The sequence below is a fragment of the Micromonospora sp. GCM10011542 genome (assembly GCF_042650685.1).
Lineage (GTDB): Bacteria > Actinomycetota > Actinomycetes > Mycobacteriales > Micromonosporaceae > Micromonospora.
This window is the reverse complement of record NZ_JBHSBO010000050.1, coordinates 108,658-123,640: the sequence shown is the minus strand read 5'-3', so window position 1 is coordinate 123,640 and position 14,983 is coordinate 108,658. Positions and strand designations below refer to the sequence as shown.

General features: G+C 71.0%; 12 protein-coding genes. 5 read left to right on the top strand and 7 right to left on the bottom strand.

Going from position 1 to position 14,983, the window contains the following annotated elements; all coding sequences use genetic code 11:
• Nucleotides 1-56: 56 nt before the first annotated feature.
• The 3 genes from ACFOW4_RS18915 (at nt 57) to ACFOW4_RS18905 (ending at nt 6,343) form a co-directional block, all read left to right on the top strand.
• On the top strand, nt 57-4,217 hold the full coding sequence (locus tag ACFOW4_RS18915; protein ID WP_377529464.1) for a SpoIIE family protein phosphatase: 4,161 nt from the start codon (nt 57-59) through the stop codon (nt 4,215-4,217).
• Nucleotides 4,218-4,280: 63 nt separating this feature from the next.
• A complete protein-coding gene (locus ACFOW4_RS18910; protein ID WP_377529463.1) occupies nt 4,281-5,009 on the top strand; it encodes an HD domain-containing protein in 729 nt (242 codons plus the stop codon).
• Nucleotides 5,010-5,392: 383 nt separating this feature from the next.
• Nucleotides 5,393-6,343, top strand: coding sequence for a hypothetical protein (locus ACFOW4_RS18905; RefSeq protein WP_377529462.1), 951 nt, complete (start codon nt 5,393-5,395; stop codon nt 6,341-6,343).
• Between the two features lie 18 nt (nt 6,344-6,361).
• Here the strand turns inward: ACFOW4_RS18905 and ACFOW4_RS18900 are convergent, their stop codons facing one another.
• The 5 genes from ACFOW4_RS18900 to ACFOW4_RS18880 all read right to left on the bottom strand — a co-directional run bounded on the left by ACFOW4_RS18900 (nt 6,362) and on the right by ACFOW4_RS18880 (nt 11,052).
• Nucleotides 6,362-8,539 (bottom strand): hypothetical protein, encoded by a 2,178-nt coding sequence (locus tag ACFOW4_RS18900; protein WP_377529460.1) that lies wholly within the window; start codon nt 8,537-8,539, stop codon nt 6,362-6,364.
• A 247-nt stretch (nt 8,540-8,786) separates the two neighbouring features.
• Nucleotides 8,787-8,990: a hypothetical protein gene (locus ACFOW4_RS18895; protein WP_377529459.1), complete on the bottom strand. Its 204-nt coding sequence runs from the start codon at nt 8,988-8,990 to the stop codon at nt 8,787-8,789.
• Nucleotides 8,991-9,354: 364 nt separating this feature from the next.
• Nucleotides 9,355-10,287: an HNH endonuclease gene (locus tag ACFOW4_RS18890; protein WP_377529458.1), complete on the bottom strand. Its 933-nt coding sequence runs from the start codon at nt 10,285-10,287 to the stop codon at nt 9,355-9,357.
• A 133-nt stretch (nt 10,288-10,420) separates the two neighbouring features.
• The gene (locus tag ACFOW4_RS18885; protein ID WP_377529456.1) at nt 10,421-10,660 is read right to left on the bottom strand and encodes a hypothetical protein; all 240 of its coding nucleotides are present in this window, start codon (nt 10,658-10,660) and stop codon (nt 10,421-10,423) included.
• Nucleotides 10,661-10,812: 152 nt separating this feature from the next.
• A complete protein-coding gene (locus tag ACFOW4_RS18880) occupies nt 10,813-11,052 on the bottom strand; it encodes a winged helix-turn-helix domain-containing protein (protein WP_089020718.1) in 240 nt (79 codons plus the stop codon).
• 312 nt (nt 11,053-11,364) lie between these two features.
• Here ACFOW4_RS18880 and ACFOW4_RS18875 point away from each other — a divergent pair, with 312 nt between their 5' ends.
• Both ACFOW4_RS18875 and ACFOW4_RS18870 read left to right on the top strand, forming a co-directional pair.
• Nucleotides 11,365-11,658, top strand: coding sequence for a DivIVA domain-containing protein (locus ACFOW4_RS18875; protein WP_377529455.1), 294 nt, complete (start codon nt 11,365-11,367; stop codon nt 11,656-11,658).
• 282 nt (nt 11,659-11,940) lie between these two features.
• On the top strand, nt 11,941-12,972 hold the full coding sequence (locus ACFOW4_RS18870) for an ADP-ribosylglycohydrolase family protein (protein ID WP_377529453.1): 1,032 nt from the start codon (nt 11,941-11,943) through the stop codon (nt 12,970-12,972).
• 115 nt (nt 12,973-13,087) lie between these two features.
• Here the strand turns inward: ACFOW4_RS18870 and ACFOW4_RS18865 are convergent, their stop codons facing one another.
• Together ACFOW4_RS18865 and ACFOW4_RS18860 are read right to left on the bottom strand one after the other, a co-directional pair.
• Nucleotides 13,088-13,852, bottom strand: a complete 765-nt coding sequence (locus ACFOW4_RS18865) for a hypothetical protein (RefSeq protein ID WP_377529452.1) — start codon at nt 13,850-13,852, stop codon at nt 13,088-13,090.
• Nucleotides 13,853-13,993: 141 nt separating this feature from the next.
• Entirely contained in the window at nt 13,994-14,869 is an 876-nt protein-coding gene (locus ACFOW4_RS18860) for a hypothetical protein (RefSeq protein WP_377529450.1), read from the bottom strand.
• Nucleotides 14,870-14,983 lie beyond the last annotated feature (114 nt).

Below are 14,983 nucleotides of genomic sequence, written 5' to 3'. Positions count from 1 at the left end.
GCGCCGCGGAACAGCCGGCCCGGGGTCCGGCGGCGCGCGGGGGACGGAGGCCGGACGTGTCGGGTGCAGCAGGTGGGGAGGGTGCCGTCGGGACGCGCCCGTCCGTCGAGGCGATGTTCCCCGGCAGCGACCCGACCAGCGTGGCGCACCGCGCGACCGACTGGTCCGCCACCCCCCTGGGGCCGATCTCCGGCTGGTCCGCTGAGTTGCGCGCCGCGGTCCGCACGGTCCTGCCGTCGAAGATCCCGATGCTGCTCTGGTGGGGCCCGGAGCTGGTCCAGATCTTCAACGACGCGTACACCCCGGTGCTCGGCGACAAGTACCCGGCCGCGATCGGCGAGCCGGGTGCCCACTGCTGGGCAGAGGTGTGGGACACCCTGGGTCCGCTCACCGAGCAGGTGCTCGGCGGAGGCGGCGCCACCTACTCGGAGAACCAGCAGCTCTTCCTCAACCGGCACGGCTACCGGGAGGAGACGTACTGGACGTTCTCCTACAGCCCGGTGCGCGACGAGCGGGACGAGGTGGCGGGCATCTTCGTGGCGACGACCGACGTGACCGCCCGGGTGGTGGGCGACCGCCGGCTGGAGACGCTGCGCGAGTTGGGCTCGCTGTCGATCGCCGAGGCCGACAGTCCCGTCGACGCCGCGCGGGCCGCGGCCCGGGTCCTCGGCGGCAGCCCGGCCGACCTGCCGCTGGGCATGATCTACCTGCGGGACCAGGCCACGATCATGGACGATCCCGGTGACCAGCCGGCCGCCGACCTGGTGCCGGCCGCCTCCTTCGGAGCGCCGCTCCCGGCCGGCCCGGGTGCCACCGACGGGTGGGTGCCGCGACCCGGGGAGCTGACCGAGATCGCCGGGGTGCTGCGCACCGGCCGGCCCGGGCGGCTGACCGGCCTGACCCGGCACTGGCCGGCCGGCGGACCGGACGGCAGGGTGCCCGTCGACGAGGCGGTGGTGCTGCCGCTGCTGGCCACCGGGCGGGACCGGCCGGTCGGCGTCCTGGTCGCCGGCGTCAGCCCGTACCGCGGACTCGACGAGCGGTACCGCAACTTCTTCCACCTGCTGGCCAACCGGGTCTCGACGGCGCTGACCGACGTGCTGGCGTACGAGACGCAGCGGCGCCGGGCCACGACGCTGGCCCAGCTCGACGCGGCGAAGACGGAGTTCTTCACCGACGTGAGCCACGAGCTGCGCACCCCGCTGACGCTGATCGCCGGGCCGGTGCGGGAGAGCCTGGACGACCGGCGGGAGCCGCTGCCGCCGGGGCAGCGTGAGCGGCTAAAGCTGGTGCACCGCAACACCGGACGGCTGCACAAGCTGGTCAACGACATGCTCGACTTCGCTCGGATCGAGGGCGGCCGGTTGCGACCGGAACGGGTCGGCACCGACCTGGCCGCCGCCACCGCAGGCATCGCCGAGTCCTTCGCGCACGCCATGCGCCAGGGCGGCCTGGACTACCGGGTGGAGGTTGAGCCGCTGCCCCGCAGCGCCAACGTGGACCGCGAGATGTGGGAGAAGGTCGTGGTCAACCTGCTCTCCAACGCGCTGAAGTACACCCTGGCCGGCGCCGTCCGCCTCGGGCTGACCGGCCACGACGAGCGGATCACCCTCACCGTCACCGACACCGGGGTCGGCATTCCCGCCGACCAGCTGCCGCTGGTGTTCCGCCGCTTCCACCGGGTACGCGGCGACGCCGGCCGCTCCCAGGAGGGCACCGGCATCGGGCTCGCCCTGGTGCAGGAGCTGGTCCGGCTGCACGACGGTGAGGTGCGGGTGCGCTCGGTCGAGGGCGAGGGCTCGACCTTCACCGTCCGACTGCCGTACGGCCAGCCCACTGCGGGAGCCGACCGGCCGGAGCCACGGCGGCGGCCGTACCTCGACGAGGCGACCCGGTGGCTGGCGCCGAGCGTCGCGGACCGCCCCGACGTACCGCCGCCCGGGCCCCACCCGCACGGCGCGGCGACGGTGCTGGTGGTCGACGACAACGCCGACCTGCGCAGCTTCCTCAGCGGGCTGCTGGCGCCGCAGCACCGGGTCGTGACCGCGGCCGACGGGCGGGAGGCGCTGGACCGGATCGCCGAGGTGCGCCCGGATCTGGTGCTGACCGACGTGATGATGCCCCGGCTGGACGGCTTCGGGCTGGTCCGGGCACTGCGCGCGGACCAGCGTACGGCCGCCCTGCCGATCATCCTGCTCTCCGCCCGTGCCGGCGAGGAGGCGGCCGTCGAAGGGCTGCGCGCCGGCGCCGACGACTACCTGGTCAAGCCGTTCTCCGCTCAGGAGCTGCTGGCCCGCGTCGGTGCCCAGCTGGAGATGGCCCGGCTGCGCAACGCCGAGGCGACGTGGCGGGGCGCGCTGATCGACTCGATGCAGGACGCGTTCGCGGTCCTGGCCGCCGACGGCACGCTGGTCGAGGCGAACGAGGCGTTCTGCCAGCTGATCGGGGTCGCCCGGCTGGACGCCCCGGTGGCCGCCCCGCACCCGTGGTGGCCGGAGGCCGGGACCGAGCCCGCCGATCGGCGCCGCCTCGCCGACGAGCTGCGGGCCGCCCGCGACACCGACAGCGGCCGGGTGACGCTGCCCCTGCGGCACGCCGACGGGCACCGGGTCTGGGCCGAGGCGGTGTACAGCACGCTGCGCGAACCGGGCACCGACCGCCGGCTGTACGTGGCGACGCTGCGCGACGTGACCGCCGACGTACACGCCGCGGCGCGGCAGACGCGGCTGGCGACCCTCGCCTCCCGGCTGGCCGCGGCGACCGACATCGCCGAGGTGCTGCACGCCGGGCTCGCCGAGCTGCGCGAGCTGCTCGGCGGGGCGCGGGGTGTGGCGGTTTGCGCAGACGCCGCCGGCAACCCGCTGGTGGTTACCGGCGGAGCGCAGCTGACCGGGCCGACGCGGCGGCTGCTGGACGGGTTGGACGCCGACGGCCAGCCGCACCTGGTCCACGACGACGCCGGTCTGGTCCGCGCGCTCGCGGCCCGGATCGAGCCGGGCGGCGTACCCAGCGGGGTGTGGTTGGAGCTGGACCCGCCGCGGCCGCTGTCGGCGATCGACCAGCCGCTGCTGCGCCAGCTCTGCGTGGCGCTGGCCCAGGCGCTGGTCCGGGCCCGCGCCTACGAGACTCAGCGCACGGTGGCGCTGGCCATGCAGCGGGCGATGCTCGGCCCGACCGACCTGCCCACCGGGTTCGCGGTCCGCTACGAGCCGGCGGTGCGTCCGCTGGAGGTCGGCGGCGACTGGTACGACGTGGTGCCGCTCCCCGACGACCTGGTGGGCGTGGTGGTGGGCGACTGCGTGGGACGCGGGCTGCCCGCGGCCACCGTGATGGGCCAGCTGCGCAGCGCCTGCCGGGCGCTGCTGTTGCAGGCCAAGGGCCCGGCGGAGGTGCTGTCGGCGCTGGACGACTTCGCCCGGATGATCCCCCGCGGCGCCTGCACCACCGTGTTCTGCGCGATCATCGACCGGTCGCTGGGGGTGCTGCGCTACTCCTCGGCCGGTCATCCGCCGGGCATCCTGGTGCATCCCGACGGCAGCTGCGACCTGCTGGACCACGCCGGTTCGGTGCCGCTGGCCAGCATCGCCGTGGCCAGTCGGCCGGAGGCCGGGGCGCAGCTGGCTCCCGGCTCGACGCTGCTGCTCTACACCGACGGGCTGGTGGAGCGGCGGCGGGAGCTGATCGACGCGGGAATCTCGCGGGCGGTCACCGCGCTCACCGAGGGCCGGGAGCTGCCCGAGGGCGAACTGGCCGACCGGGTGGTCCGCGACCTGCTGTCCGGCCCGCGCAACGACGACGTGGCGGTGCTGGTCTACCGGCACCGCGAGCCGGCGGTCTTCGCCGCCGCGCTGTCCGCCGACCCGGCGCAGCTCGCCCCCGCCCGGGAGGCGCTAACCGACTGGCTGACCGGGCTGGGCATCGGCGAGCCGGACGTGGACGCGGTGCTGATCGCCGTCGGCGAGGCGTGCGCCAACGCCATCGAGCACGGCTACCGGTTCGCCCCCGGCACCACCGTCACCGTGCGCGGGCGGCTGCGCGCCGACCGGCTGGAGGTGGTGGTCAGCGACACCGGCGGGTGGCGGGAGGCACCCGCCGGCGACACCGACCGGGGCCGGGGGCGACTGATCATGTCCCGGTTGATGGACCAGGCGAGCATCGACGGCACCACCGACGGCACCACCGTGCGACTGGTCAAGTGCGTGACCGGTCGGCGGTGACCGAGGGTCGGGTCGCCGACGCACGGGTCCGGCCGCGTGGTGAAGATCCGCTATAAGTGACGCATGGACTTCCCGCCGTACCTGGGCAGCATGCCGATGCACGCCATCACCGAGATGCACGGCGAACCCGGCCTGCTGGAACGCTTCCGGCTGGAGATCGAGGGATTCGACGAACCCGCCCGGGAGCGGCTGAACGCCGCGCTCGACCTGACCGCCGAGCTGCACCGCGACGATCGGCGGGTACGTGAGCCCTACCTCAACCACCTGCTACGCGTGGCGATCCGGATGATGCACCACTACCAGGTCCGCGACGTGGACGTGATCGTGGCCGGGCTGCTGCACGACGCGGTGGAGGACCACCCGGCCGAGCTGGCCGGCACCGACGGGGGCGCCGACCCGACCGGGGCGGCACTGGCCGCGCTGGCCGAACGGTTCGGGTCGCGGGTGGCCCGGCTGGTCGCCGCGGTCACCAACCCGGCGTACGACCCGGGACGGGATCGGCACACGCAGTACCGGGAGCACCTGGCGGTGAGCCTGGAGCACGAACCGTGGGCCCGGGTGATCAAGGTGTCCGACTTCACCGACAACGGGGTCGGCGTGATCCACACCGTCGGGCCGAAGGTGGTCTCCTCGGCGACCAAGTACCGGCCGCTGGTCCCGCTGTACCGCGACCTGATCGCCCGGCCGGACACCCCGCTGTCGGCGGCCGTGAAGCGGCACATCTTCGGTCAGCTCGACCTGGCCGAAGAGCGGTTCAGCGCGATCCTGGACCGGCCCGCCCACTCCCACTGACCCCGCGCTCAGCAGCTGCAGCCTCGGCCCTCATGAGTTGACTGCCGGACGACTTCCCCGAGCAGTGCGTCGAAGACCTCTCGGCGTACCTTGGTGGTGGCGTCGAAGGCCCTGCCGATCGCCTCGCGGGCCGTGGTGTCGCGGGGTTTGAGCAGCCGGCGACGAAGTTGGTGATCGAGCAGGTCAACGTGCGGCGAGCGGGATATCTCCTCGTATCACGGCATTTGTCAGATTGTCTGGGTGTCACGCTTCCGAGCCTGCACGAGCGCCGCGAAGGTGACGGCCTACTTGGTAGCGTGCGGTGAACACCTTCCGACGCGTCAACGACGACGGGTTTCCGCTGTTGAGCGCGGTTTCGCGCCCCCGGGCTACAGGGGGACGACATGACGGACACCTCTAGCACGAAGCCGCCTGCCCGGCGGCGCCAACCCGATCTGCACGAGCTGGACCTGACCTGGAAGGCGATCATCCGGGCGGGACAGTGGATGAAGACGCACTGGGAGCGGCTTGTTGCGGCGCTGCAGGACGCCGAGCCCGCCGCGGCACCGACCGTCCCACCAGCCCGACCCAGCCAACTCGTCGAACGACGAACCGCGTCGGGGCCGCTCACGGTGCCTGCTCGGGATTACGTCTTCCACTTCATCGTCCGCGCCACCTTCACCTGGTCGTCGGATCGGCTGGGCGCGGACCAGCTCAGCTGGCACGCCCAGACCTGGACACAGCAGGCGAGCCAGCGGGTAAGACGCGCCGCGGCGAAGCTCTCGCGCACCCTCCCAGCGACGCAGGCCGGGAAGCTTGAGGTGGCGCTGCAACACGAACTGGCTAGGCAGGGCCGGTGGACTTACGGGCGAGCGGACGCCATGGTCACCTGCGAACCCGAGATCTCGGTGGAGCTTGACGAGCAGGTGCGGGAACTCCTCCGACCGTACGGTGAACAATTCATCAAGGTGGAGCGCGAGTACGACGTACACCGGCGACGGGCTGAGTCTGCCGAGCGGATCTGCCGGCAGTGGATCACGGTCATGGAGCTGTTCGTCGACAGCCCGGCGGCCGAAACCTTCGGGCAGGACGTCAAGGACGACCTGATCAGCGCCGTCCAGCAGGTCAAGCGGGACGCCGAGGCCGCCGCGGAGTGGAGCAGGAAACTGCGGACGGCGGGCCCCGTCAATGCCGACCTGCTCCATCCGCACCTCTGGTTCGACAATGTCGCCGCTCCCGACCAAGGGCGGGCGAACGGCACGCCCGAGCCGGAGGCCGACAAGCCGGCGTACGAGACGTCCTCGCCGTCGGGCGTGACGGCGTCAAAGGCGGAGTCTCCGTCGGACTCCAGTTGACGCACTGACGCTCCGCCGTCACGCTGCCCGATGGTCCGGCCCTCTACCCCGCTGCCCCCGGTCTGCTCGCAGCCGGTCTGCCAACTCACGGACGGCCGCGGCGTACCGATCGTCCGATTCATTTGGCATGTGCCCCTTCACCCGTGGCGGGGCGCTCTCCCCTGACTGAGGCAGCACGTTTTCGGGGTCGCGTAGGCGGCGATCCACCAACGCGGCGGGCGAAGGGCGCAGGGGAGGGTCCTCGGGCCGATGCCCGGAAAAGATCCAGCCACCGATGGGGTCGGTGTCGCTCCACAGGTTCAGCCAGCGCCACCCGATCCGGTCGCCGATCTCGTGCAACACGGGCTCGCCGAAGTACGCGGGGTGGAGCTGGGCGTAGAGCCGCTTGAGGGGGGAGGCGTAGGTGAGCAGCGCGACTCGTCGCCGCACCTCTGGGGGGAGTCGCAGCACGGTTGCGGCCAGAATGACCGACCCGTGGCTGTGTCCGCTGAGCACCACACCGTCGTAGCGCCGCACCAGCCGGCAGATCCGATCCGTCAGCTCGGGGATCGCGCGGTCGGTATAGCAGGGCGGCGCGAACGGGTGGGCCGCGTGGGGCCAGAAGGTGCCGATGTCCCACAGCACTCCGCCGTAGCGGCGAAACCCCGCCGTCTCGTGCGGGAACAGCCCGACCACCAGAAGCCCGCCGACGACCGCGAGGATCATGTAACTGCCGATGGCCATCACCACGCTCACCGCCCCACTCGGCACTCCGAGGCGGTCCTGCACCAGCGGGCCGGGCTCCAAGCCCGCAAGAGCCAACACGCCGGCCGCGAGCCCGATCACGGTCAGGCACGCGTAGGCGATGCCAAGTGAGCCCAGCTGCTCGGTGAGGGAAGCCCGGATCACCACTTTCCTCACTCGTTGCACCTGAGTGGTCGCTTCCGGAGGAGGAGCTGGGTAGTCCCGGGTCACGATGGCCTCCGCGGTCCGCCGACGGTCCGCGCGAGCCGACAGGATGATGATGGCCCACGTCGCCGCGCCGGCGATCGTGGTCAGGAAGAAGGCCAGGATCGCCCACCGGTACGCCGGCGCTGGCACCGCCGGGTCGCTGGGCCGCAGCACGAACGTCGCCCCGCTGAGCAGGGACGCCGTCCGGTAGACCAACTCGCCGGAAAGGGCTCCGGCCAGGCCCGCCGCGACTGTGGCGACGATGACGGCGCCCAACCCGTGCAGCAGCGCCGGCCGGCGGTCCCGGCCGCCAGGACGCCACAGCACCAGTACGGCGAGCGCGACGAGCAGCGCCGTCTGAGCGACGAAGACGATGGCGACGATGGCGTCGTACCTGGGCAGCCCGTTCGACCGCGGCCAGCGGACCGGTTCCATGGCGACGGCCCCGAGCGTCGCGACCGTCAGGCCGCCGGCTACGACGTGCAGCACCACCGGCATCCGATCCGTGGTGCTGTCGGTCGAAGTCGGCTCCAGCGCGCCCGAGAAGCAGAGCAGCACGACACACGTGGCCAGCAGCGCTCCGGTGAGCGCGGACAGCACGATCACCGCCACGGACGCCCCGGCGGCGGCGCGTGCGGCGAGCAGCACGAGGTCCAGCGTGAGGAAAGCAGCGGCGACGTGGATCGCGCGAAGCCGCTTTGCCGTCGGCGAAACGTCCCACCGGTCCAACGCCGTGAAGTGGGCATCCTGCGGATTTGCCGTCGGCAACCGCGAGGATCCGTACGAGCGGACCTGCCGTGCGCTGAGCAACCACACCAGTGCCACCGCGGCGAACGGCACCAGGGCCAGCAGCGCCAGGCGCAGGCCGACCGGTCGGCCTGCCAGCCAGGACAACCAGCCACGCCCGGCGAGACAACGGGACGAGCCCAGGCATGTCCACCCGAGGAGATCGAGGACGACCCCGGCTGCCGTCAGCGCGTACAGCAGCGTCAGGGTGAGCGCGAGGAGCCGGCACAGCGCCGTGACGCCGGACTGCCGGCCCCCGCCTGCTGGACGCATCCAGAAGGTCATGTTGCTCAGCATGAACGGCAGGAGAAAGACCAGGGACAGCGTCCGCCCCGCGGTGCCCGAGGGCAGCTCGCTCCACTGGTACGCCTCCAGCACCGTCCCGCCCGGACCAGAGGTATGCCGGGATTGCGCCCGGGGGCGGTAGAAGCCGGCCCGCCGGTCGCCGGCCACCTGATGGACGTGCTGACAACCGAGCATTTGGCCGGCCCCGGTGCCTGCCACCCCGTGGACCCTCAGCTCCACGATCTCCCCCGACAACCGCCGTGGCACGGATGACGGTGTCACGTCGTACATCAGTCAGCGACCCCCAAGCGCGGCGGCCAGCAGACAGTGGTCAGCCGCGGCCACGATTGCGGTGGTCGCTGCCCGGGCTGGCGCTGACGTCTACCCGCGCCGACGCCCGACAATCACCGGGCGAAGGGTGCGGCTCTTCTGCAGCTACTGCTTACTCTTCGTCCTGTTTTTCCATCCCACCGGTCGCCTCGTAATGCCATCCGTCATCGTCGCGGCGAACCCTGCGGTACTCCACGTACCAGGTGCCTTCACGGGATTCATGGGTGAACTCCACGAGTTCGTCGGTGGCGCCAGCCAGTTGCCGGTCCACCCCGTCGAGTGGCCCACCGTGCAGGTGCGCAACCAATCCAGTCATGGCTGCCGCCTACCCGCACCCTTGCCGGGCCATGCCTCGAAAGGAGCAACCACAGCGCCGTGTCGATGTCCAGGCAGGTGAGGAACAGCTTCTCCTCGGCGAGGGTGTTGGTCCGGCCTTCCGGCCCGTCGATACCGCGCCGTCCCCACTCCTCCAGGTCCACCGCGCCCGCGTCCATCGCCAGGACGATGGGTGTCGATGGGTGCTTGCGCCACCCACAGCCGCACCTCCTCGCCGGACTCGTACACGCCGCGGGTTTCCGGCACTCCAACGGTCAGCCGTCAACTCCTCGTCGAGCAGCGCGAGCCTGACGGGTTCCCGAGCCGGCAGCTGCGGTCACCGGGTACGAGAGCCGTGAAGGTTCTCAGGCGGCCTTGAACACCGTATCGAGATGCCACTCCAGGAACTCACCATTCGGCCGGTCGCCACGCCGCTCTGGAAGGGCTATCTGCGTTCCGGCCTTGGAGTAAAACTGGTCGCCGTTGCCGAACTCGCTGCGCAGCCGTGGGCTGACCATCAGCCGGTGCTTCGGATCCACCCCCAGATAGCCCCTGTCGAAGAGGATGTGGACGTCCGACTTGAGGAGCAGACCGTTGTCCAGGCGGTGCTCGCCGCCCATTGGAAGCGACCGGATGTGGGCAGCCTGCAACACCGGCTGGACCTTGTTACCGGTGATGGCGCAGCGCCGACCATAGGCTCCGAGCACCACAGCCTTGAACGACTGCTGACCGAGGCGCTGCGGCACCAGCCTGGGATCCCCGTACACCGGCCCCGGACGGTGCCAGGGCTCGCTCAGATCAAGCTCGACCGTCGTACCGATCAGGCGGTGGATCAACAGGTTGAAGTAATCGGCCGAGAGCCCGTCGGCAAGATCATAGGTCTTTCCCTGTACGACGTTCGACGCGAATCCGGGCGGCGCCGCAACGGTGGACTCGTTCGGGAAGAAAGTGGTATCGCGGACAAAGATGCACCCGATGACCGGATCTTCGTCAAGGCCGATCGCCTGCTTGCGGTACCGGCCGACGCTACGACGCATCTCATCGAGGCTGGCGACGCCGTTGGCTTCGCCGAACAGCTCCCAGGCTTCCGAAATCCGCAACTGCGTGAAGCCACTGAAGAAGCCGCCACCGATGACCCGGTTGAGGGGATAGTGAGCCTTGAAGAAGAAGGGCTCGCCAGGGGTGAGTGCACGAAATCCGCCTCCTGAAGGGCGCCAGAAGTTGACCTCGTTCAGGCCGGGGCGGGCCGCCAGAAAGCGGTACCACTTCTCGTCCGTCACTCCCACGAAGGCCTTCACAACGGCCAGAGTGCACCGAAGTTGATCTCGTCGCCACCACCCGAACGGTCATGACTCCACTTGCAACCATCCCCATCCCGTGGGGACGGTGATCGCCCCCCGCCCTCAATTCCTTGATGACGACCTACGTCGTTCAGCAGTCCGCCTCGATCAGCAAATTCTGGAGGACATCCAACCGGTCGGCGAGGGTGAAGTGGCTGAGCACCATCGTGTCCAGGACCAGGACCAGGACCGGCACCGGCACCGGCGAACCCGACCGACACGGCTCCATCTCCAAGTCGTCGTTCACCGGCAGGTCCGCGACGACCTGGCCGTGCATCAGCTCCAGCGCCCGGGCCTGGGCGAGCCGGTTCGCCCGCCAGGCCTCCATCACGGGCGACGCCCCGTCGCCCGGCAGGTCGGTGACCAGTGCCCAATGACCGACTCACCGACATGCTGCCAGTTGAGGCCTTCCGCCATGATGCGTTATCGCACACGGATTGAGACTTTGAACTACTGCGACGGATTAAGCCACAGCAACTTCGGTCACGGTTCGCGCATCCAGGTCTTCGGGTCGGTGACGAAGACGCCCTTGCCCTGCTGCCGCCGGATCACCCGCAGCGCCTCTAGCCGGGCGTAGGCCATCTGCACGGTTCCGTGACTGACGTCGTAACGAGCGCGCAGCTCAACGATCGAGGGCAGCTTGTCCCCCGGCTTCAACTTCTTCGACCTGACGTCGGCGATCACATCATCGGCGATGCGCCAGTAATCCGGCACTTCTCGCATGGCACTCCTCGCGTGGCGATCCGATTCGATCACACCGCGACGCGCCTAACAAGCGACGTTGACTCATCTGACATATCTAGCTATGTTGGGTCGGAGCCGCTCCTCGCGTGGCAACGAGTTCGGCTCATCCCCCGGTCGGGGCGGGTGTGCGTGCCCGTCCCGACCCGTCGGACTGCTCTGCTGTCGTACCGCTGAATCGAGCTGCGGCGGCCGAGCGGGCGGGTCGCCCGCGGCCCCCGCGCGGACGGCCCGCCCTTCCACACCCCCTGCCGGGAGCTTCCGCGCTCCCGCCTGCCCGCAGAGAGGATCGTCGTGGCACAGGTGTATCGAGGTGGCCAGCCCTACCCGGCCGGTCACCCGGGCCGGTTGACGCCGCACGAGGTGCGGACCCGCGAGTTTGCCGCGCGGCAGCGCGGCGTCGACCCCGATGAGGTACGCGAGTTCCAGGCCCGGGTGGCCGACGAGCTGACCATGCTCAACGAGGCGGTACGGCTGCTCAGCCAGGAGAACGACCGGATCAAGCGGGCGTTGCGCAACTGGCAGACCGTGCACGCGCGGGAGTGCCGGCCGCCGCAGGACCACCCCCACAACTCCGGTCACTGGTGACCGCGCGGCCATCCCCCGGCGACCTGCTCACCATCGACGGCCGGGCCTCGGTGCAGTTCGCCGGGAGCCGCGCCCTGACCTTCCGCGTCGTCTCGGTCTCCGCCCAGCCGACGTACCACGGCTGGATCTGGCTGACCGGCTACGTCCTTAACCGTCGCGGCGAGGCGACCGCGAAGCGCGAGGTCTACGTCCAACTCGCCGGCCTCCGTCCGGCTCGCGCTCCTGACACCATGGCCCGCCGCTCCGCGCGCTCCCACCGTGCCTCGCCCTATGCTCGGCGGCATGATCAGGACTGCGCCGCAACTGGCGACCGCTCGGGGCTGCGTTCTGGGGCTGATGCTGGGTGACGCCATCGGGGCGACGGGTGGCACGATACCGGCGAGCGGGCCACTGCGGGCGACGAGCGCGGGCCAACTCGCCTGCTTCACCGTCGACGGCCTGATTCGGGCGCACGTGCGGGGCATGCACAAGGGGCTGACCCACCCGCCCGGCGTGGTCTGGTACGCCTACAACCGGTGGGCGGTGCTCCAGGGCATCACCGGCGTGAAGCCGGCACACGGGAGCGACCCGATGACTGGCTGGCTCGGGAAGGTCCCGGTGTTGCGGGAGCGGCGTGGCTCCGCGCCCGCCACGGTCGCCGCCCTGCAGGGAGGAAAGGCTGGCACGCTGGAGCGCCCGGGCGGCGCCAGCATGGGGGCACACGGCCTGACGCGCGTCCTCCCGGCGGGGCTCTGCACCTGGTGGCAGTCGCCCGGTGCGTTGGGCGCCAGCCTGGCAGCCCTCAGTCACGGTGGCTCGGCATTGGCAGCGGCGGCGCTGGGCGCCAACATGATCCACCTGATCCAGCTGGGCAACGATGTCGCTGGAGCCGCCATGAGGGCTCATCACATGCCGCACGGTAGTTGGCCCGGCACCACCGCAGACACACTCGCGCCGGCGCTCGCCGCAGCCGAAGCCAAGCCCGCTCAGGCGGGGGAGCTGGCCCGGCTCGCCGCTGGCGACACCGCGCACGGCGCGCTACTCGGGGGCGTCTACGTGGCGGTTTCCTTCCGGAAGCGGGACCAGGTGCGGGAAGCGTTGCTGTTCGCGTCGTCCGCTGGGGCCAAGCACGCGGCGACCGTGGCCGGTGCGCTCCTGGGTGCCGCGCACGGCCCCGATGCCCTCCCCGTCGACTGGTTGTCCCGGCTGGAACTGGCCTGGGTCGCCGACACTCTCGCCCGGGACTACGTGGCGCAGGTCGAGCACAGCCCGTCCGGCGCCGAGTACGTCGAGGCGACCGACCCCCACTGGTGGGGCCGCTACCTCGGCGGCTGACGATCGACGACCGCTGGTCTCCGTTGCGGCTGAACGACCCTGCTGGTTGACGCGCCCCGTCCCGTCACCACCTGGTAAGCGGCCTTGAGCTCTCGCATCGGTCAGCCTCGTCGAATCAGCGGCCAAGTTCGCGGTACGCCCGCGGCAGATCGTCCACAGCGAGCACCTGCACCGGGGCCTTGTCGCCCTTGCCCGTCACCAGAACCAGGGGGTAACCGCCGTCAGCATCGTCCGGCCGGTGCAGGGCCGACTCGAGCGCGGCCACGGCGCTCGCGAGCGTGGCCGACGGGTCGAGTCGAGTCGGACGCACCGGGCCGACCTCTGGGTGGTCCGCGAGTTCCGACACCGCGGCGCTCAGGTCGAGCAGCACCATGCCGTCGGCTTCAGCCTTGGCCTCCGCCCAGCGTCCGACCTGTTCCCGGGTCACGAGGAGCCAGCCGCGCTGCTCGTCCCGGTAGGGCAGTTGGGAGAAGTCACCCCGGTGCATCGTCTGGAGCGCCTCGCGCAGTGGCGTGGTCGGGAGGCAGGTGCTGGCCTTGGTGGCGATGTCCCCGACCTTCCGCGGATGCCGAAGGCCGCCCAGGATCTTCTCCAGGCGCTCCACGATCTCCCGTGGCGGGGACGCGATCGGCCCGGAGTAGCCGTCGAACGACACGTGCGTGTAGGCGTTGCGCACGCTGCGGCACCGGTCCAGGAACCGTTCCTGATCGGTGGTGAGCAGCTTCTGGTCCCGGGCCCAGGTCAGCAGGCTGACTACGGTCTGCTGCTGCCCCGGGTCGCGTCCGGTCCGCTCCCTCCAGCGATGCTTCAGCTCCGATTCGAGCGCCTTCCAGGCCGCATCGAAGCGATCGGCCATTGATTCCCTGTCGTGCTTCGCCATCAGCCAACCCCTCCATCCGCGGGACCAACCCGGTCCGGGCGGCAGATGATCATATGACCATGATCAGTTCAGGTCGGAGCGTGTGCCGGTGGCGGTTGCTCGGGGCTGCCGCGCAGGAGGCCGCGACGCCCCGGACAGGCATCAGTCGCAGTAGCCGCAGGCTCCGCTCACCGGAAGCTGGATGCTGCACCGGGGACAGCTGGGGCGGCGAGGTTGTGGAGCGCTCCGGCGCTGGCGCCGCACGGCCTCCTCCAGTCTCGGTGCGAGGGCCGGCTGGCCGCCGTCCGCTGGAAGCCCTGACGCCTCGAAGTACCGGTAGCAGTCCAGCCGCGCCGACGCGGCATGCCGCTCGCGTTGCAGGTCGTCCTCGACCGGCGGCTGTCCGGCGATCTGCAACACCTCGGCGTATCCGGCGCCGACCTTCCCGTCGTCCTTGTGTACGACCAGCGCCGTCAGCGGTGGGTGACCTTGGTCGTGTGCACGCCGGACCACTCGCCCCAGGACGGCACCAATCCAGTTGTGCAGGAGCGCGGAGGTCCGGACGCCCGACCTGTCCTGCACCTCCTTGCCAACGTCACCGTAGGTGATGATGGCGTGATATCGCCGCGCCACCTCCCGCAGGACGTCGTACGCGTGTGGTGCCCAGATGTCGTAGGCCTCCTCAGCAGTGACCGCGTCCCCGGACTCTCGCCAATATCCCCGTCGCACGAACGTTTCTCTTCTCCCGAGGCGGATTGCTGTCACCCGGCAGGGTAGAACCACGCTCCGACTCGTGGCCGCCCCGTTGTCGCGGCTGCTGTGCCGACAGAGAAGATTGTTCGATCGCCCGCCACGACGGGAAGAAGCGCTCCGGGGCCAGCGCACCGGCAGCGGGCACGGCTCGTCGACGGCGCGCAGCAGCGTCTCGTCGGTCGGGTCGCGGCGGATGAGTTCGGCGAGCTGGTCGGCGGCGGCGCGCCGGTGCGTGACGACCGCGCTCGGCAGCGCCGGCCGGTTGGCGAAGACCTGGTCCAGCACGACGTAGACGGCGATGAACCCGGCGACGACGCCCCCAGGCCCAGTTGGCCTTCTCGAAGTCGTAGCGCAGCCAGACCCAGGCGGTCCCGCCCGCCCCCAGCACGGCGACGACGG